This window comes from Wolbachia endosymbiont (group B) of Xanthorhoe designata (assembly GCF_964028585.1).
Lineage (GTDB): Bacteria > Pseudomonadota > Alphaproteobacteria > Rickettsiales > Anaplasmataceae > Wolbachia.
The window spans coordinates 733,043-754,242 of record NZ_OZ034794.1 but is presented as its reverse complement, the minus strand read 5'-3'; the positions used below and the strand labels follow the sequence as shown (position 1 = coordinate 754,242).

The 21,200-nt window shown below is 34.6% G+C and carries 9 protein-coding genes and 3 pseudogenes; 7 read left to right on the top strand and 5 right to left on the bottom strand.

The genetic code is table 11. The features are described 5' to 3' along the window. Window positions 1-2: 2 nt before the first annotated feature. From ABWU64_RS03555 to ABWU64_RS03535, 5 genes and pseudogenes are all read right to left on the bottom strand, one after another. Window positions 3-1,949 (bottom strand): ankyrin repeat domain-containing protein, encoded by a 1,947-nt coding sequence (locus ABWU64_RS03555; protein ID WP_353279263.1) that lies wholly within the window; start codon window positions 1,947-1,949, stop codon window positions 3-5. Window positions 1,950-2,747: 798 nt separating this feature from the next. Next, window positions 2,748-6,092: a cytoplasmic incompatibility factor CifB gene (locus ABWU64_RS03550; RefSeq protein WP_353279265.1), complete on the bottom strand. Its 3,345-nt coding sequence runs from the start codon at window positions 6,090-6,092 to the stop codon at window positions 2,748-2,750. A gap of 185 nt (window positions 6,093-6,277) precedes the next feature. Further along, window positions 6,278-6,748 (bottom strand): annotated as a pseudogene (locus ABWU64_RS03545) (transposase); the annotation flags it as partial. Window positions 6,749-6,781: 33 nt separating this feature from the next. Then, on the bottom strand, window positions 6,782-7,510 hold the full coding sequence (locus ABWU64_RS03540) for a transposase (protein ID WP_230609056.1): 729 nt from the start codon (window positions 7,508-7,510) through the stop codon (window positions 6,782-6,784). 40 nt (window positions 7,511-7,550) lie between these two features. Next, a complete protein-coding gene (locus ABWU64_RS03535; RefSeq protein ID WP_230609065.1) occupies window positions 7,551-7,727 on the bottom strand; it encodes a hypothetical protein in 177 nt (58 codons plus the stop codon). A 67-nt stretch (window positions 7,728-7,794) separates the two neighbouring features. Between ABWU64_RS03535 and ABWU64_RS03530 the strand changes: the two genes are divergently transcribed. The 7 genes and pseudogenes from ABWU64_RS03530 to ABWU64_RS03500 all read left to right on the top strand — a co-directional run bounded on the left by ABWU64_RS03530 (window position 7,795) and on the right by ABWU64_RS03500 (window position 20,955). Beyond that, window positions 7,795-9,567 (top strand): SET domain-containing protein-lysine N-methyltransferase, encoded by a 1,773-nt coding sequence (locus tag ABWU64_RS03530; protein ID WP_353279267.1) that lies wholly within the window; start codon window positions 7,795-7,797, stop codon window positions 9,565-9,567. A 47-nt stretch (window positions 9,568-9,614) separates the two neighbouring features. After that, window positions 9,615-12,740, top strand: coding sequence for an ankyrin repeat domain-containing protein (locus tag ABWU64_RS03525; RefSeq protein WP_353279266.1), 3,126 nt, complete (start codon window positions 9,615-9,617; stop codon window positions 12,738-12,740). Window positions 12,741-13,113: 373 nt separating this feature from the next. Then, window positions 13,114-14,422, top strand: a pseudogene (locus ABWU64_RS03520) (cytoplasmic incompatibility factor CifA); the annotation flags it as partial. Window positions 14,423-15,969: 1,547 nt separating this feature from the next. After that, window positions 15,970-16,152 carry a hypothetical protein gene (locus ABWU64_RS03515; protein ID WP_230609058.1) on the top strand — a complete coding sequence of 61 codons (183 nt, stop codon included), beginning with the start codon at window positions 15,970-15,972 and terminating at the stop codon, window positions 16,150-16,152. A 40-nt stretch (window positions 16,153-16,192) separates the two neighbouring features. Then, window positions 16,193-16,921: a transposase gene (locus ABWU64_RS03510; RefSeq protein ID WP_230609056.1), complete on the top strand. Its 729-nt coding sequence runs from the start codon at window positions 16,193-16,195 to the stop codon at window positions 16,919-16,921. 33 nt (window positions 16,922-16,954) lie between these two features. Next, window positions 16,955-17,425, top strand: a pseudogene (locus tag ABWU64_RS03505) (transposase); the annotation flags it as partial. 185 nt (window positions 17,426-17,610) lie between these two features. After that, entirely contained in the window at window positions 17,611-20,955 is a 3,345-nt protein-coding gene (locus ABWU64_RS03500) for a cytoplasmic incompatibility factor CifB (protein WP_353279265.1), read from the top strand. Window positions 20,956-21,200 lie beyond the last annotated feature (245 nt).

Genomic DNA, 21,200 nt, shown 5'->3' with positions numbered 1-21,200 from the left:
ATCTACCTAGAAACTTCTCTCCTAGGATCAGAAGTCCTTCTTAACTCTTCACGTTCTGTCCATTTGTTGTTAGACTCGCTTATTACTTCAGGACGCATTAATCCACCAGATCTTTCAAAATATCCCTGTTCAATAGCATCGTAGACCCAGTAGTTACCAAGCTCGCAATCATTGCCTAACTCTTCTTCGCGACCTTTGAATTTTTCTAATATTTCTTCTCTATTACTCACTTCTACTATAATTTTGCTTTTATTCTGTACGTCAGGATACAGCCTAACGTCTACATTTCCCAAACTAGTATAGAAAGTTAATGCTATACTGCTACCTTCTGTAAGATCTGTGTAATTCCTTATGCCATCTTCAGTTTTAATTTCTACTTCACTATTACCGATCTTTACTATATTTCTTCCACACTTTACATCTCCATCGGTTAGACCTAAATCCCTTACCCCATCTGTTATCTTTATAATGTCTATTTTACTATCTTTAGAATATTCTAAGTAAAAAACGGAGTTGTCTACTCTTGCATCTTTTAGCTCGCTATTGGTTGCACTTTTTGCGATTTCAATAAATTTATGAGAATTGCTAATATAATCTCTATAAGCTTTTTTTAGGTTAGTTTTATGCTCTTTAAATTCTGATGTCAGTGTGTTAGCATCAACTGTATTACCAAACACTGCCCCTTTTGATACTAATTGACATATTATACTACTAGCAACTTTAGGATTTTTTTCCAACTCACTGATTTTTTTCATCACATAATCGGTAAAAGTGTACTCATTACCTGAAAAGAAATCTTGTGAAAGAGAATAGTTTAATCGTACACCAGACTTTATAGCATCGTTTACAATCTTTTCAAGTTCAGCCATGTTTTGAGCTCGAAATACCTTATCAGAAAACTTATTTAACTTCTCCTTTTGATTTGAAGTTAAATTAACGAGTAATTTACTGGCCTGTCCTTCCTTTTGCTGACGATAAATATTTATAGCATAATCTAATGCTCCTGCTTCTAAAAATATCTTTCTTAACTCTTGAATAAGACCTTCATTGTCCCAAGAAAAACGATCAACATAAGAAAATACTTTTGATTCACCCATTCCTTGCCGAATATTTAGCACCACTTTTAGGTCTGAATCTCTTTTATGCTTACTTAAAAACTCCTTTAAATTTTTAGTGCAGTCTGAATCGAGTACAAGTAAGTCATACAATTCTGCATTTAACTTTTTCTGTTTATCAGTTAGAAATAATTCTTCTATATTATAGCAGAGTTTATTAGTTGCTATTTGTTGTGGAGTTCTCCCCTTTCTACTTGTTATATTAGGGTTAGCTCCTTTCAAGAGAAGAGAGTTTGCATTATCGTAATGACCTTTAGCAGCAGCAAGGTATAGTGGTGTTTTTCCTTTATTATCTTGTATGTTAGGATCTGCACCTGCTTCTAAGAGTAAATCTATAGCCCGATTTCCTATGCAACGAAATCCACCAATATTTGCTCCTGCAATTGCATGCAATACTGTTGATTGAGATTCTCCTCTTCTTAGGTTAAGAATTACTTTTAAATCTTTATTGTTTCTATTATCATGTAAAAATTCTTCAAGAGGTTCAGTATTATCAAATGAACCACAGTTAGAAGCTAAACATTTTAGAGCACTAAGTAACTTCTTGTTTAAATTTTTTTGACTTGGCGTAAGATCGTGGTCCAGAGCAAACCAAACACAAATTTGTTCATTTAGTCCAAGTTTGCTATCTATTAAAGAAGGTAGTTCATTATGATTTCTAACTGATGGTAAATCTCCTGAGTACCACATATCATTCATCAGTTCATTTAATAAATGCTCTTTAGATGATAAATGTTCTATAATGGATTCATATTCAAAATCAGATGGTTCTGGTTTGGATTTTGGTTTTAGTAGATTGATGATAGATTTTACTATCCCGTTAGATTTACCCATACTTACCCCTTAAGCTAAGATACATAATATATTGTATGCAATATGCAACATTAAATCAACAACTATAATCTTTTTACTACTTATGTTGTTAAGCTTTTGTTAAGTTTTTATGGTGAGTAACAATGGAGTATGTAGATAGGTTAAAAGTTGCTTATGACTCCAAATTTGAGCTAATTTTACTATAAATTAACATGGTTAAGACCTATATTTGATATCACTACTATAAGAGCATGATGGATTATGCTTTAAAGGAGTGCAAAAACTGCTGAAGCTTATACAGTAACCTGCGGAGCCACTTCAGCAGAATAAACAAACACATGCCAGTATTAGTAGAGAATTATTTATAAGTCAACTAACTTTTTCAAAAATATTTTAGTGAAGATACCATGCTAGCTAGTGTTATAAAGAATTGAATTATTGACTCTTCCTAAGATTGCAAAAAGGGTCGTATGTTTGTGAGAACAAGCCGCGTAAAAATAAGGTTATAAAAATAGAAGATTTAAATTTTTTCAATAAGCTTAGGCAAAACAGTTCGTATGTAAATTTAGCAAAAGTAAGCCAATATAGTTGATTTTGCAATGTAGTAAAATTACCATATAAAAAAGTTCGTATGTATCGTTTGGTAGACCAATTCATTCCAAAACAAACTCTTCTCACACTGCTGATTTTGAGCGCCGGAAATGGTTATATTATTTAAATTTATTAACACTATATACTGTAAAGTTAACGGCTGCTCATTTAAGATTTTCCTTCAAATAACTTGATATGTAAGTTTTTTTACACTCCCTTCACAACCGGTTACCTCTGCCTGCCACTTTTACCTTTGCTAAGATCAGAGATATTACTAGCTTTAGGATCTTCTAAGGTAGATTGTGGGTTACCAAAATTGCCTATATCACTAACACTAAGTGACATAGGTGGTCCTTTCCCTCCTTGTGGTTGCTGGTGCCATACCCCATGCGTTGGATATTGGCGCTCTAAAAAACTTAATAGTAATTGACGAATTTCATTTAGCCTTTGACATGATATAACAACCCTTCTATTGAGTAAATGCTCCTCCTCAGGAAATTGGTGAATATTATCAATGTTTTGAAATTCTCTTGAGATTGCTCTTCTCCGCTCTTGAAGGTATTGTCCATTTCTAAGATTGTCTGGATCAACTATATTATCCAGGCCTGGAACATTTAACGTAAGAAGATCACGCATTTCATCTAACACACCTCTACCTTGTTCTCCAAGATCACCATTTCGTTGTAAAGCTTGACTAATATCTCTGGCGTTTTCTAATGCCCAGATACCGCAATTATGGCCATCTCTCTGCTGTACTAACGCATTGTCTTGCTGGTCAGCAAGAACATTATGGACTGGAACAGGAGCACCATTTACTATAAGATTGTTTAGCTTATCCGGAACGTTACCACCAATTGAACTAGCATAATACCCATAATACTTCCTATTTTGAAAGGCAATAGTTAATGTAGCCCAATGGCTGCCATCTATATTAACAATCAAATTTGATATCAATATTTCATTGTTTTGCATTTCTTTATTGCTAATATGATTTTGCAACTTTTGCAAATGATCATTTACCCACCCTATAGGTAGTGTGGCAAAGAGCACATTATTATGCAGAACAGGCTGTAAGTTATATAGTGTTGTCCTTGCAGCAGAACGTATATCCCTTTCTTGAAGCCAATAATGATAGTAACGATTATCTGTTGCAAAGTCTAGTGTGAGTATATCATGCACATTTTCTATCGAATTAAGACCCATTATATTATCTTGAATATGCAGATTTACTAGGGGTAAAATATCATCTTCTAGCCTTACAATTCTTTCTGTCCTTCCACCGGGTCCTGAAGCACGACTGGAGTCAAGTTTATTTCTATGTGAAAATATAAGGTCCTCTGCTCTCTGTGCACCTCTATTAAATACAGCATAAGATAAAATTGCACTTCCACAAATAGAAAGTGGCCTACGTCTTTTCATTTCATTCGTAAATTTACGTATCTTCTGTTTTGCATTACTTTTCTGTTGTGCTACTACCCTTTGATCATTAGCAAATCCTAATATAAATCCAATTGAGTGAACATCTGAATCATTCTCTGTAGGTTGCCTTGATACTAGGAGATCTAATCTATGCTCTGCAACTCTTGTATTTACTCGCTCCACTATTTTTCCTGCCATTCTTATGTCGGAAATACATATTTGACTTATCTTGTACCTAGAAACTACTTTACAAATATCGTCACAATTATAAAACACACCATACAATATAGACCGAAACTTGTCCTCGCTATCTACATCTATTATTGCATTACCATTCATATTTTCTGGCATTAATACTGCAGAAATGTTTCTAAGTAATTCTTGATACTGAAATCTATCTTGCCAGCCATCATTCATAACTTGATTTAAAGCATTATGCACATTTCCAGCATTAGGCACTTGCACAAGATTACCACCAAGAAAATTATTTGCATTATTATTTTGGTAATTGTGATATAAACCAAGGTTATCTGTATGAATATTAAGGCCAAGTTGATTATTAAGTGTGCATGAAACTTCCCGTACATGAACATTATTCCCATTCATATTAAGATCTTGTAAATTGATTGCTCCTTGTTGTCGTGCATCGTGAGCTCTAATATGAAGTATAACTATATCAGAACCTTCAGCATGAAAGACCATAGTTAAACATCTTAAACCCTCATCACCATGTCTAAATGTATACTTTGTTACAGGTGCTTCCCCTCCCCCTTCGAGTTGTAAATGGTGCCTATCAAAAGCACTACTTCCAGAAGCGAACCCAATTATGCAATCAAATATTCTGTTATAATTCTCTGCATTTCTTGGTATTTCGTTAGGAGGATGTTGAAGCAAGAAATCTCTAATATTTTCTCTAATTCCTTCATCCTCCAAACACTCAAATAATCTTTGTACCAAAGGAAATCTATTCTCTAAAAACTCTACTGTATCAACACTAAAAGGATCTAGATTTACATTAAAATTCAATCCAACACAAACACAAACAGTATGCTTTGATGTAAGTGTAAATGAAGAATTGCATAACCTTTCAGCGTAGCCTATGGCACGGTTTAATGCAACATCTGACGATGTCTTACATCTAGTAATATTAAAAATAAAAATATTTTTTCTCTCTGCTTGATGATGTACAAGAAAAGCAACATATGAATTTCCAGGAGACAAGTCAAGGTCAATATCTATTGTGTAGAGATGAATAAAATTTGCCAACAAACCTAAGAAAAATCCGTGACTCTCAAACTTTTGACTGCGATTTTGAATGTCATTTTGTAGGTTGCCTAGGTAACTACGATAGATTCGAGTTATGTATGGCAAAATTCCTTCATTTATTCCACGTTCTATATTTATTCTTTGGTTACTTGCTAGCACTTCCATAAAACTGAAAATCCCTTGCTGACCCGGTGCAACTTGCACAAAATTGACCAAACGACCAAGCTGTACTCTCTGATCTTGATTGAGTCGTATACTTCCTATTTCCTTAACTGTCAACAAACTGCGTGGCGCAGGCGCATTAATCCCATTAAGCCTATTGCGTTCTATATGCCTAAGAAGGCTAATCTCAGACGCTGAATATTTAGCAAATCTATCTCTACCTTGAGAATCTTTTTCACGAATCACCCCGAATGCTGTTGCAATCGCCTCTCCCTGAATCTTGCCCTTTCCATGCATGCATACTTTGTATTGCTCAAAATTTAGGTCTTCTTCCCTTAAATCTGGATTTTGCTGTCTAATCTCTTGCACTAGAGCATTTCTCTCCCTTGTACTGAACCTTAACCCATCACTATTAGGACGATCAGAAATACTGTAACATCTGACAACTTGCTGTTCGTCACGATAAACAGCGACTTTTAGGTTCCCTGTATTTCTATTTCTACCACCTGTATCAATACCATGATTATCAAAACGAAAATACACTCTCTCATTTGCTTTTAAGATATTAGCATCATGAGCAGTAGCAAACATACTAAAAAAGAATACAGGAAGGAAACGACCTGAACCCACATGATGCGAGAAAGATGAACAACGATCTAAAAAAGATTCAAATTCTTGTCTAAAAGCTTCAAGATTTCCATCAACTAAACTTCTAATTAAAGACACAAAGCACCTCCCTATTTGCTACAACGAGAAAAATCACTTACACCAATGGGTGAACTACTTAATTAACACTCAGCGTAAAGGCCCTTTTCCTCTTACGAGAACCAGAAGAAATCACACCAGGAGATTCAAGCTCGGGCTCTGGCTCATTACCGGGAGTATTAAATAAACTGTGTCAAACCGCATTTTTAGCTCAACTCAATTTTCAATCTGTTGGGAAAGAAAATGTCGAGCTGAGATATAGTCAATGCCCAATCATGTACAGGCATAGTCCATTTCTCCTCCGCTTTCTTTATAGCACAATATACCTGTTTATACAAGGCATTTATGCTAGTAAATGAGCCCTTGGTTTTGGTGAATTTCCTAATTTGCCTATGTAGCCCCTCTATGGGATTAGTAGTATAGATTATCCTCCTAACTGGGTCGGAATACTTAAAATAACCAGATAGGTTTTCCCAATTATTCTGCCAAGATTTTATAACCATAGGGTACTTTGTGCCCCATTTTTCATCTAATTCCAACAGATAATTCTCGGCAATTTCCTTACTTGAAGCTTGATACACCTTCTTTAAATCACTCAAAAAACTCTTTGCATCTTTACTAGCTACATACTTCAGTGAGTTACGTATCTGATGCACTATACACATCTGCACTTCTGCATAGCACTGATAGGCATGTAAATCACAGTGAATTTACGCAGCTAATTTAAATTTAGCCATACCTATATCAGTAAATTTGTTCAATAAGTAGCACTTAATTAACAGCTCTTTTTCACGATTTACCTCTGATTTATTTTTCAAGCCAAACCCAAATATTTGCTTCAACCTATAGAAAAAGACTTCAATATAAGACCGTGCTCCATACTTAACTTTTTTCTTCCATTCATTAATACCATCTTCATAATTCTCATATGACCTAATTCTACTAATATACTTGTTTCTTTCTGATAAGTAGTCAGCTAAACAAATTTTAGTATCCTTCCTAGGGCGAATAATAGGCACAATATTGTATTTTCTGCATTCTTTATACACACTTTTTATATCATAAGCCGCATCTGCTCGAATAGAACAAATGTTATATTTATCACTGACTTCTTCTAACATATCGCAGACCGGCAAATAGTCTACAGCAACACCACTAGTGTAGTTCATGCTTATTGCTTTCTTATCATTTATGTTTAAAACAACATGTAATTTTCTTACTTGACCATAACCACTGTATTTTCTTTTTCGAATATTAAGCTTACTATGCCCACCGTTATTATTGTAGATACTAACTCTAGTGCTATCTACGGCAATTTCAACATTTTCCAGATCGTCTTTATTGCTTCTATGGTCATCAATCTTCAAATTAAGCTTTTTAAATCTTCTGGAAGCTTGTGTATAGCTGATAATCTTAAGTTTTTTGCCTATTTGTACCATATAACCTTTTACAAAACCTACAGCTTGTCTCAAGCCAATTCTAAAAAGATATGTGTATTAAAATTACAACTTTATCACTATAAGTGTTATTGCCACCTGCAACTTTTGGACTATTTTCATACCAATTTTCTATGGCTTGATTAACAAAATGAAAAACATTTCCTCTTTTTTTGAGAAACTCGTTATATTCTCTCCAATAACAAAAATTGGTAATCACTTCCGTTTTTTGTATTATATTTCTCCTTAAGCTATTAAAATAACTTTTTTATAATAAGTTTTGTCAGATGAAGTTTAGTGTTAGTATCCCCTTTGAAAAAGGAGAAGAAAAAAAGTTCCTGAAATATGTAAGTAGGCAGCAAGGTAAAGGTGAGTGTCAGTATTTAAAGGATAAAAAAGAAGAAAGCAATAACCCGATTAAACTTAGGATTGCAGAAGTTGCTGCGATTGAGGGTAAGTACAACTTTGGCGTGTACGCTCGGCAGTATATTAAAAAAGGTGATGTTATTGGTTATTACAAAGGGAAAAATGTTAAGTCTGGTGAAGTTGTTGATAGAAAATTTTTGATGATTATGAATAAAAATCAACAATTAGACGCAGCGTGTATTTTTAACTGGACACGTTTCTTAAATCATTCAAGCTTTTCTTGTAACTGTTATTTTGCAGAAAGCAATGATGGTAGGGCTATTCAAGTGCTAAAAAATATTAAAGAAGGTGAGCAGCTGCTCATTGACTACGGTGGTTCTTACGTATTTGACATCAATATCGTTTATTTACATCCAACTGATAATGATCTTTCATATGAGGAAAAAGTGGCTGCTAATAAGGGATATGAACTATTGAAGATAACGAAAGACACAGTTCCATTAAGCAGTATGAAGAAAATTTTCGACTTCGATGATTGTGATGAGATTTATTTAACCAAGTTGCATAAACAAGTGCTTTTCCCAAAACTTCAAACTGAATTCAATAAAGGCGAAGTAAACGAAGAAGAGGTTGATTTGCCATGTTATTTTTTAAAAAATAAGAAATATTCTTCCATTCAACAACAAGTTACACCTTTAATGTTTGCTTGCTATAAAGGACTTATAAAGGAGGTGAAGTACTTATTGAAACACAATGCTGATCCTTTACGCAATACGCTACATGGAGGGCATAACTCGCTGATTTTTACAATTTTAGGCACTGCAGAGAATAATACAAAAAAAGAAATTTTTAAACTTTTAACAGAAAAAGTGCTCTCTTCTACACCTCGAGATTATAAATATCTAATTGAGGAAGAAACAGACTCTCAAGGTCTGAGCATATTTGATTACATTTGTAAGAGCGATCTCTTAACCATTATTACTGATCCTCAAGATAAAAATTCTGCAAACAAAATTTTACTTAATCTTCAAACAAAAATTTTAAATGGCATTTTTCCAAATAAGTTTTCGAAAAATGTTGTAAAGCAAATAGATCTTAAGAAGCTCAGTTTTGAGTTGCCTTGTGTTAATTTCTGCGATAAAAATTTCAATAGTAAAAATAAACGTATAAAAAAAGAAGAAAATAATCGAAAAGCAACTTTAACCGCAAGTGAAATAAAAAGAGAACATTATAAATATGTTAAGGGTGAGGTTGATGAAATTCAAGCTGAGGAGATTGAAGGCTTGCTGAAGAAATGTGAATATAAACTTAATCATAATGAAATAATTGAGATGTATAAGCAAGTCTTTGCTCACTGTGCATGTTACTTAGATGCTGCGGACAGCTTAAAATATAAAAACAAAGTCGATAATTTATTAAATTTTTTTCAGAACAAGATTTCCTGGAAAGAGAAGCTATTGATATTCAGTTACGCTCTTCAGAATCTTAGTTATTGGCATGAACGTGACTGTGGTGGGAAGCCATGGAATTCCATTCAAGCCTTCAAATACCTAAAAGATAAGCTTGATACAGATGAATATTGTGCTATACGAGATAAGATGTCTGTTGAAAGGAAGGAAGAGTTTGATAGTATGATGGGTTATTTTACCGATGTTAATATTGATCCTGCTATCATAAAAAAACTTTACAAATAGTTAATAGTGTGTACTAATGGCAGTATGTGTTTTTTGAGATCTGTATCATGAAAGCGTGTATAGTAAGTTCTATAAAGTCCAATCTTGAAAATGGTAAATATTCAGATGCTTGTTCAGATTTTTACAGCGAAGGGTATGACAACGAAGTGGACTTTTTATGTTATATTTTAAGAGAAAAAAGACTTGATTGCTTTTTAGAACCCTTGTTAATCTTTTACAAGCGAGATCTTCCAAGAATTCTCAAAGTAGCAGATAAAAAAAATGGTGAACATTTTGTGTGCGTTGCATACAGAGAAAGAAAGTTGCATAGGGTTCTCGAGGCGATCAAGCTCGAGGCGATCAAGCTTGAGGTGGAATCCTTCTATCGTGAAAACAATGAACGCAAAGCTTTATTGCACTTGATAGCTGATAAAGAAAAAGAACAAGACGAGATATTTAATTTGCTCAAAAATTTAAAAAAACATGGGGTGGACTTAAATCATCGTTACAGTAATGGTGAAACTATTTTGCATTATGCTATTAAGTATAATAATGTTTGTATGGTAGTCGGAATTATTAAAAGCAATCTTGAAACTTTGAGAATTGAGGATAATAATGGTCTAAATCCTCTTTCGTATGCTAGTAATAGGTTGTTAGACAAAATTTTGGATAGATTTCAAGAGTTAGATACGCGTGGAAGAAAAATTATTGCCACTGATTTTCTTAGCATACTTGCTAAACGAAAAGATCAAGGAGTACAAATAGTTAGAAGGTTAATTGGGCTTGGCAAATCTGCCTCTACAGGTGAGGTAAGAAGTGATCCTGCAAGAGACATTATGGAAAAAGTAGATATAATAAAGCTCTTTTTTGAATTTGTTTCTTTTGGAAAGACAGATATTGTAAAGTTTTTTTTAGATAGATATCCGGATATTGTTAATAGTAAATTTGAGGGAAAAACAGCTCTTTTTTTTGCTATTGAAAGAGGTGACGTTAAGCTTGTTGAACTCTTATTGAAAAAAAAGGCCAATCTTAGTATTGAGTATGAAGGTCGTTCTCCTATTCACTATGCTGCTGGTAGTGGAAGTGTTGAGATATTGAGAGTTCTTTTAAAAGAAAAAGGTGGTTCTTCTATGGCTTATAATAGGGATGTATCTGGTTATATCCCTCTGCAACATGCAGTTATGAGTGTTGATATTGAAGTGGCTAAAAAAATGGTCGATCTTTTGGTAAAAGGTAGGCAAGAATGCGATATAAATTTGGTAGATCGCGAAGGTTATAATACTTTAGACCGTTTAGTCTTGCAAGGTTCAGAAGCCGGAATCGAGTTAGAAGGATATCTGAAATCTCTGGGTGCTGTTCATTCTGAAAAATTTAAACAGAGTCAGTCAAGAAGTTCAAGAAGCATAAGTAGTTTAAACTCTTCTACTATTTCTATACGTCGCTCGACGAGAGAAAAATCTTTATCTGGTTTTTCCAGCATGTCAAGTGGTATAGGTAGTGAAGAAAGTTACGTCGCTTCTATATCTGAAATTGTAGACGTTGATACTTTACCTAAGAAACGGTGTGAAGAAATTTTAAAGTGTATTGAAAAGAGGATTATCGAGGAATTCAGTCAAGATGATGATATTCTCAGTGAATTTGGCGAATGGAAGCAAGTATTGAGGCTTCACAGTAAAAATGAAGACTATGCTGTTTTTAAGTGGGCTATTGATGGAGATTTTAACTACCCAGATGATAATTTTATCAGAATGAGTTTCATATTAGATAAAGCTAGTCAGGTTCTTTCTGAAAAGGAAAGGCTTGCTATGCTAACAGAAGGCCTTATATACTGTTGTGCTTGGCATAATAAAAGAGGAGAAGGCGATACCGTTTGGGATGCTTCACCTTATATACGTTGGATATTTAAAAGATATAATGATGATAAGAAGGTTAGTATTATTATAGATGCTCTCACTGAACTTTATCGTTATGATGGAGCAGGTGCTAAAAATGAAGGTAAGCATGATTTTACACTCTCTAAGGAGGTTCTATTGAGCGAAGTTGCAAAGTCAATTGAGAATGGCGATGAGGATGGCGTAGAGGTTAGGCTTGCGACTGTTCTTAATTGCATTATAAATATGAGGAAGACTGAGAAGGTGAGTACATTCTTGCAAGATGTAAGCAAACTTAACGTCAAGACCGACAAGATATTTATGTTTGCTCTTGTTCATTCTATATCTAGCAATAAGTTTGCTATTGTAAAAAAGGAATACTTGGAAGGTTTCTGTAATAAAAGTGAGGACAAAATTCGAGAGGTGCTTGAATACGGCCTCAAGCATGCTATTTCTTTTAACAAAAAAATGTGTATGAAAAAACTGTTTGATGTGCTATCAGAATATGAAAATATGAAGTTCAAGATATTTCAAAGTGTCTTCAAGCATGCTATAGCTTTTGAGAAGTTAAACCTGTTAAATGATATATTGAGACAACTAAGCCAGGAAGAAGAGTTATTAAAGTTGTTTAAATGTGCTTTCAATCTTGCTGTACCTTCTGAGATAGACTCTGTCCTACATGCTTTGTTTAAAGAAGTTAGAAAGCAAAACTTTGAAAAAGAAGGGTTATTAGAGTTACTTAGATATGTTCTCAAGCATGCTATAGCTTTTGAGATAGATTCTTCCCTACGTGTTGTGCTGGAAGAGATTGAAAAAATAAGCTTGGAGGAAAAAGAGTTATTTAGGTTGTATGAAAATAGTGCGGGATTTGCTCAATCTGTGGGAAGTCCTGGTATTAAAAAAGTTTTCATAGAGAAGATGAGAAACTTAGAAAGTAAGCGTGCACCGCTTAATGAATTTTTTGCTTATATTGAGGAGGGTTCGGATAGTCTCACAATCATTCAGAAAGCATTTAAGATCGCGAAAAAAAGATTAGGTTCTGGTCATCCATTTGTTTTAGATATTCTTTGTAATATGGCAGAAATGTTTAGCAAGCTAGGTAATAAAAGTAAGGCTCTTGAAATATATCAGAAAGTACTTAATGCTCAAAAGGGATCAGATGTTTTGGGTCCTGATCATCCGGATACTTTAAGTACTCAGGATAGCATGGCAGTATTACAACAACAAATGGCAAGATTACAACAACAAAATGATGAACCTGGGCATTATTTAAGCGGTATAACAATAAGTAATCAATCAGTGGAAACAAGGGTGCCAGACTAAAACTATTTCTTTCTGAAGTTGCTTTATTTCAGCTTGAGGGAGGCCAGTAGATTCATCTACGTAATACCACAGCTAATATAGCTCATAAATAAAGAAGCCATCCGAATCGGACACGAAAAAAGCAGGAAAGAGGGTGAAAAATAGGCTAAAATAGCAGTCTAAAATTAACTCAAGGCGGGTGTTTCTATTGATGTTATTGCTAAAATAACAGGGTTTTCTGTTGATTATATTGAGAAAATTCAAGAAAAGAAGTTTTAGCCATAACGTTTTTTTGTTAAACCCTCTATTCTAGTAATTTTAATATTGCAATCCATTCTAATGTCTGTACAATGCCTTTTTACATAACACTGTTAATCCCTAATATGAGGAGTTAATGCTAACACAGAAAGAGCTTCGGGCTACGATGTCCAAAAAATTACAGGAAGCTATTAAACATACAGATCATGAGATTGCTGCTGGGAGGAAGTCAGCTATCAAGAGATGGGTGGGAGTCCTTCAAGATAACTTTATGGAGCACATAAAATACTTTAAGGGTGATAAGTTGAAGTTTTTGCACAATGTATTCCAAGATGAAGGTTGTTGGTTAGGTACAAGGTTAAATAATACTGTTTTAGGTCAGAAATTGACTGAAGAGAAAATAGGAGAAATCGATAACCCACTACCAAGGTATGGTATGGCATCTAGGTACTGTATAACGGGCAAGATAGGTGATTTTTTCAACAAACAGTTTGTACTCTCTAGAGGTCAATTTACTTCAGAAGAGGTAGATAGTCAAGGTAATCCGATCAGTGATCAATATGTAAGAAACATTCTGCTATCATCCATGAAGAGAAATGGTCCTGTGTTTGATTTCTGGATCGATAGAGAATCTGGGGAATTAAAGAAGTATGATGCAGTAGAAGGTTTTGACAGTGCTGTAAAACTTAAGTGGAGCGAAGGGGTAGAGTATTTTTATAATCAGTTAGAGGAAAAAGATAAGGAGAAGAAGCTTACAGAAGCTATTGTTGCTCTTTCTCGTCCTCAATCTGTTGAGAAAGACGCTCCTATTTTAGATTTTTGTGTAAGGAATATAGGCGATAAAGATACTCTTTTACAGAAATTATTGCAGAAAGATAAGGGAGTATATTCCCTTCTTGCTGAATTAATAGAGTCATGTTTTTTTGATACGGTTCATGATTTGGTACAGTGCTGGTGTTATAAAGGCGTTTCAGCAGGAGGAGACTGTTCGGACAAGATATTCTCACAGCAAGACTATGAACTTTTTCTTTATTCACTTTCAAATGTGATGTTGAAAAATCCTGAGTTAAGTGTTCAAGCTAGATCCCTTATTATGGAGATTTGGAAATGTGAACGCTTTGCTGAATACAGAGAGACCTCTGTTAATACTTCTAATTATACAGTTCCTATAAAGAGTGTACTTGGGGGATTAATCATTAATTGGAAACGAGAAGATGTTTGTAAGCCCGATAGGGAAATAGAGAAAGAAGAAATATTAGATATGATTTCATTTGCCAAAGGTTGCTTTCCTGAAAAGTTTGACCTTTTTAAAGAAGTCATGATAGAAAATCTTAGAATATGTGGTGGGGAAGGCAAGAAAGTAAATGTAGATTATGGTCTATTTGCAGAAGAGTTATTTCTTCAGTTAGAGAAAGTAACTTTACCTTCTGTAGGTGATGGTTCCGGTGATCATCGAAGACGGTCTATAGTGATAGTAGAAGCTGAAGATTCTAGTCTTTCTATTAGACATGGTCGTTCTGGTGATGAGTCAGAGTCCGAGCTTGAATCTCCTGGTGTGATTTCTTCTGGTTCTCGTAAGAGAAAATTAGAGAGAAAACTCTTACCTGCTGGAAATTATAGTTCTGGTGATGAGTCAGAGTCCGAGCTTGAATCTCCTGGTGTGATTTCTTCTGGTTCTCGTAAGAGAAAATTAGAGAGAAAACTCTTACCTGCTGGAAATTATAGTTCTGGTGATGAGTCAGAGTCCGAGCTTGAATCTCCTGGTGTGATTTCTTCTGGTTCTCGTAAGAGAAAATTAGAGAGAAAACTCTTACCTGCTGGAAATTATAGTTCTGGTGATGAGTCAGAGTCCGAGCTTGAATCTCCTGGTGTGATTTCTTCTGGTTCTCGTAAGAGAAAATTAGAGAGAAAACTCTTACCTGCTGGAAATTATAGTTCTGGTGATGAGTCAGAGTCTGATTTAACCGCAAGTAAAATAAAAAGAGAACATTATAAATATGTTAAGGGTGAGGTTGATGAAATTCAAGCTGAGGAGATTGAAGGCTTGCTGAAGAAATGTGAATATAAACTTAATCATAATGAAATAATTGAGATGTATAAGCAAGTCTTTACTCACTGTGCATGTTACTTAGATGCTGCGGACAGCTTAAAATATAAAAACAAAGTCGATAATTTATTAAATTTTTTTCAGAACAAGATTTCCCGGAAAGAGAAGCTATTGATATTCAGTTGCGCTCTTCAGAATCTTAGTTATTGGCATGGACGTGACTGTGGTGGGAAGCCATGGAATTCCATTCAAGCCTTCAAATACCTAAAAGATAAGCTTGATACAGATGAATATTGTGCTATACGAGATAAGATGTCTGTTGAAAGGAAGGAAGAGTTTGATAGTATGATGGGTTATTTTACCGATGTTAATATTGATCCTGCTATCATAAAAAAACTTTACAAATAGTTAATAGTGTGTACTAATGGCAGTATGTGTTTTTTGAGATCTGTATCATGAAAGCGTGTATAGTAAGTTCTATAAAGTCCAATCTTGAAAATGGTAAATATTCAGATGCTTGTTCAGATTTTTACAGCGAAGGGTATGACAACGAAGTGGACTTTTTATGTTATATTTTAAGAGAAAAAAGACTTGATTGCTTTTTAGAACCCTTGTTAATCTTTTACAAGCGAGATCTTCCAAGAATTCTCAAAGTAGCAGATAAAAAAAATGGTGAACATTTTGTGTGCGTTGCATACAGAGAAAGAAAGTTGCATAGGGTTCTCGAGGCGATCAAGCTCGAGGTGGGGTCCTGTTACCTAAGGAGAGAAAGTTGCCTTTCCCCCCTCGGCTTCCAAAACCGGACTTAACAGTTTCCCGTTATCCTTCATGGCTTTGTTGCATAGCTAGTGTTGGTTGAGGTTATTGTAAGAAGAAAAGCTTTTTAATATATGGCTACTAACGCATTTTGTTGTAAAACAGGCATTTTTCAAACAAGTACAACTTATGCCACAAAAAATGAGAGTAAGTAACCAAAGAGAATATAACGAGTTTCTCAAAAAAAGAGGAAATGTTTTTCATTTTGTTAATCAAGCCATAGAAAATTGGTATGAAAATAGTCCAAAAGTTGCAGGTGGCAATAACACTTATAGTGATAAAGTTGTAATTTTAATACACATATCTTTTTAGAATTGGCTTGAGACAAGCTGTAGGTTTTGTAAAAGGTTATATGGTACAAATAGGCAAAAAACTTAAGATTATCAGCTATACACAAGCTTCCAGAAGATTTAAAAAGCTTAATTTGAAGATTGATGACCATAGAAGCAATAAAGACGATCTGGAAAATGTTGAAATTGCCGTAGATAGCACTAGAGTTAGTATCTACAATAATAACGGTGGGCATAGTAAGCTTAATATTCGAAAAAGAAAATACAGTGGTTATGGTCAAGTAAGAAAATTACATGTTGTTTTAAACATAAATGATAAGAAAGCAATAAGCATGAACTACACTAGTGGTGTTGCTGTAGACTATTTGCCGGTCTGCGATATGTTAGAAGAAGTCAGTGATAAATATAACATTTGTTCTATTCGAGCAGATGCGGCTTATGATATAAAAAGTGTGTATAAAGAATGCAGAAAATACAATATTGTGCCTATTATTCGCCCTAGGAAGGATACTAAAATTTGTTTAGCTGACTACTTATCAGAAAGAAACAAGTATATTAGTAGAATTAGGTCATATGAGAATTATGAAGATGGTATTAATGAATGGAAGAAAAAAGTTAAGTATGGAGCACGGTCTTATATTGAAGTCTTTTTCTATAGGTTGAAGCAAATATTTGGGTTTGGCTTGAAAAATAAATCAGAGGTAAATCGTGAAAAAGAGCTGTTAATTAAGTGCTACTTATTGAACAAATTTACTGATATAGGTATGGCTAAATTTAAATTAGCTGCGTAAATTCACTGTGATTTACATGCCTATCAGTGCTATGCAGAAGTGCAGATGTGTATAGTGCATCAGATACGTAACTCACTGAAGTATGTAGCTAGTAAAGATGCAAAGAGTTTTTTGAGTGATTTAAAGAAGGTGTATCAAGCTTCAAGTAAGGAAATTGCCGAGAATTATCTGTTGGAATTAGATGAAAAATGGGGCACAAAGTACCCTATGGTTATAAAATCTTGGCAGAATAATTGGGAAAACCTATCTGGTTATTTTAAGTATTCCGACCCAGTTAGGAGGATAATCTATACTACTAATCCCATAGAGGGGCTACATAGGCAAATTAGGAAATTCACCAAAACCAAGGGCTCATTTACTAGCATAAATGCCTTGTATAAACAGGTATATTGTGCTATAAAGAAAGCGGAGGAGAAATGGACTATGCCTGTACATGATTGGGCATTGACTATATCTCAGCTCGACATTTTCTTTCCCAACAGATTGAAAATTGAGTTGAGCTAAAAATGCGGTTTGACACAGTTTATTTAATACTCCCGGTAATGAGCCAGAGCCCGAGCTTGAATCTCCTGGTGTGATTTCTTCTGGTTCTCGTAAGAGGAAAAGGGCCTTTACGCTGAGTGTTAATTAAGTAGTTCACCCATTGGTGTAAGTGATTTTTCTCGTTGTAGCAAATAGGGAGGTGCTTTGTGTCTTTAATTAGAAGTTTAGTTGATGGAAATCTTGAAGCTTTTAGACAAGAATTTGAATCTTTTTTAGATCGTTGTTCATCTTTCTCGCATCATGTGGGTTCAGGTCGTTTCCTTCCTGTATTCTTTTTTAGTATGTTTGCTACTGCTCATGATGCTAATATCTTAAAAGCAAATGAGAGAGTGTATTTTCGTTTTGATAATCATGGTATTGATACAGGTGGTAGAAATAGAAATACAGGGAACCTAAAAGTCGCTGTTTATCGTGACGAACAGCAAGTTGTCAGATGTTACAGTATTTCTGATCGTCCTAATAGTGATGGGTTAAGGTTCAGTACAAGGGAGAGAAATGCTCTAGTGCAAGAGATTAGACAGCAAAATCCAGATTTAAGGGAAGAAGACCTAAATTTTGAGCAATACAAAGTATGCATGCATGGAAAGGGCAAGATTCAGGGAGAGGCGATTGCAACAGCATTCGGGGTGATTCGTGAAAAAGATTCTCAAGGTAGAGATAGATTTGCTAAATATTCAGCGTCTGAGATTAGCCTTCTTAGGCATATAGAACGCAATAGGCTTAATGGGATTAATGCGCCTGCGCCACGCAGTTTGTTGACAGTTAAGGAAATAGGAAGTATACGACTCAATCAAGATCAGAGAGTACAGCTTGGTCGTTTGGTCAATTTTGTGCAAGTTGCACCGGGTCAGCAAGGGATTTTCAGTTTTATGGAAGTGCTAGCAAGTAACCAAAGAATAAATATAGAACGTGGAATAAATGAAGGAATTTTGCCATACATAACTCGAATCTATCGTAGTTACCTAGGCAACCTACAAAATGACATTCAAAATCGCAGTCAAAAGTTTGAGAGTCACGGATTTTTCTTAGGTTTGTTGGCAAATTTTATTCATCTCTACACAATAGATATTGACCTTGACTTGTCTCCTGGAAATTCATATGTTGCTTTTCTTGTACATCATCAAGCAGAGAGAAAAAATATTTTTATTTTTAATATTACTAGATGTAAGACATCGTCAGATGTTGCATTAAACCGTGCCATAGGCTACGCTGAAAGGTTATGCAATTCTTCATTTACACTTACATCAAAGCATACTGTTTGTGTTTGTGTTGGATTGAATTTTAATGTAAATCTAGATCCTTTTAGTGTTGATACAGTAGAGTTTTTAGAGAATAGATTTCCTTTGGTACAAAGATTATTTGAGTGTTTGGAGGATGAAGGAATTAGAGAAAATATTAGAGATTTCTTGCTTCAACATCCTCCTAACGAAATACCAAGAAATGCAGAGAATTATAACAGAATATTTGATTGCATAATTGGGTTCGCTTCTGGAAGTAGTGCTTTTGATAGGCACCATTTACAACTCGAAGGGGGAGGGGAAGCACCTGTAACAAAGTATACATTTAGACATGGTGATGAGGGTTTAAGATGTTTAACTATGGTCTTTCATGCTGAAGGTTCTGATATAGTTATACTTCATATTAGAGCTCACGATGCACGACAACAAGGAGCAATCAATTTACAAGATCTTAATATGAATGGGAATAATGTTCATGTACGGGAAGTTTCATGCACACTTAATAATCAACTTGGCCTTAATATTCATACAGATAACCTTGGTTTATATCACAATTACCAAAATAATAATGCAAATAATTTTCTTGGTGGTAATCTTGTGCAAGTGCCTAATGCTGGAAATGTGCATAATGCTTTAAATCAAGTTATGAATGATGGCTGGCAAGATAGATTTCAGTATCAAGAATTACTTAGAAACATTTCTGCAGTATTAATGCCAGAAAATATGAATGGTAATGCAATAATAGATGTAGATAGCGAGGACAAGTTTCGGTCTATATTGTATGGTGTGTTTTATAATTGTGACGATATTTGTAAAGTAGTTTCTAGGTACAAGATAAGTCAAATATGTATTTCCGACATAAGAATGGCAGGAAAAATAGTGGAGCGAGTAAATACAAGAGTTGCAGAGCATAGATTAGATCTCCTAGTATCAAGGCAACCTACAGAGAATGATTCAGATGTTCACTCAATTGGATTTATATTAGGATTTGCTAATGATCAAAGGGTAGTAGCACAACAGAAAAGTAATGCAAAACAGAAGATACGTAAATTTACGAATGAAATGAAAAGACGTAGGCCACTTTCTATTTGTGGAAGTGCAATTTTATCTTATGCTGTATTTAATAGAGGTGCACAGAGAGCAGAGGACCTTATATTTTCACATAGAAATAAACTTGACTCCAGTCGTGCTTCAGGACCCGGTGGAAGGACAGAAAGAATTGTAAGGCTAGAAGATGATATTTTACCCCTAGTAAATCTGCATATTCAAGATAATATAATGGGTCTTAATTCGATAGAAAATGTGCATGATATACTCACACTAGACTTTGCAACAGATAATCGTTACTATCATTATTGGCTTCAAGAAAGGGATATACGTTCTGCTGCAAGGACAACACTATATAACTTACAGCCTGTTCTGCATAATAATGTGCTCTTTGCCACACTACCTATAGGGTGGGTAAATGATCATTTGCAAAAGTTGCAAAATCATATTAGCAATAAAGAAATGCAAAACAATGAAATATTGATATCAAATTTGATTGTTAATATAGATGGCAGCCATTGGGCTACATTAACTATTGCCTTTCAAAATAGGAAGTATTATGGGTATTATGCTAGTTCAATTGGTGGTAACGTTCCGGATAAGCTAAACAATCTTATAGTAAATGGTGCTCCTGTTCCAGTCCATAATGTTCTTGCTGACCAGCAAGACAATGCGTTAGTACAGCAGAGAGATGGCCATAATTGCGGTATCTGGGCATTAGAAAACGCCAGAGATATTAGTCAAGCTTTACAACGAAATGGTGATCTTGGAGAACAAGGTAGAGGTGTGTTAGATGAAATGCGTGATCTTCTTACGTTAAATGTTCCAGGCCTGGATAATATAGTTGATCCAGACAATCTTAGAAATGGACAATACCTTCAAGAGCGGAGAAGAGCAATCTCAAGAGAATTTCAAAACATTGATAATATTCACCAATTTCCTGAGGAGGAGCATTTACTCAATAGAAGGGTTGTTATATCATGTCAAAGGCTAAATGAAATTCGTCAATTACTATTAAGTTTTTTAGAGCGCCAATATCCAACGCATGGGGTATGGCACCAGCAACCACAAGGAGGGAAAGGACCACCTATGTCACTTAGTGTTAGTGATATAGGCAATTTTGGTAACCCACAATCTACCTTAGAAGATCCTAAAGCTAGTAATATCTCTGATCTTAGCAAAGGTAAAAGTGGCAGGCAGAGGTAACCGGTTGTGAAGGGAGTGTAAAAAAACTTACATATCAAGTTATTTGAAGGAAAATCTTAAATGAGCAGCCGTTAACTTTACAGTATATAGTGTTAATAAATTTAAATAATATAACCATTTCCGGCGCTCAAAATCAGCAGTGTGAGAAGAGTTTGTTTTGGAATGAATTGGTCTACCAAACGATACATACGAACTTTTTTATATGGTAATTTTACTACATTGCAAAATCAACTATATTGGCTTAC

Coding starts and splice junctions, on each gene's coding strand:
- ABWU64_RS03510 (WP_230609056.1), top strand. CDS start 16,193: ATGGTACAAATAGGCAAAAAACTTAAGATTATCAGCTATACACAAGCT.
- ABWU64_RS03555 (WP_353279263.1), bottom strand. CDS start 1,949: ATGGGTAAATCTAACGGGATAGTAAAATCTATCATCAATCTACTAAAA.
- ABWU64_RS03515 (WP_230609058.1), top strand. CDS start 15,970: ATGCCACAAAAAATGAGAGTAAGTAACCAAAGAGAATATAACGAGTTT.
- ABWU64_RS03530 (WP_353279267.1), top strand. CDS start 7,795: ATGAAGTTTAGTGTTAGTATCCCCTTTGAAAAAGGAGAAGAAAAAAAG.
- ABWU64_RS03525 (WP_353279266.1), top strand. CDS start 9,615: ATGAAAGCGTGTATAGTAAGTTCTATAAAGTCCAATCTTGAAAATGGT.
- ABWU64_RS03540 (WP_230609056.1), bottom strand. CDS start 7,510: ATGGTACAAATAGGCAAAAAACTTAAGATTATCAGCTATACACAAGCT.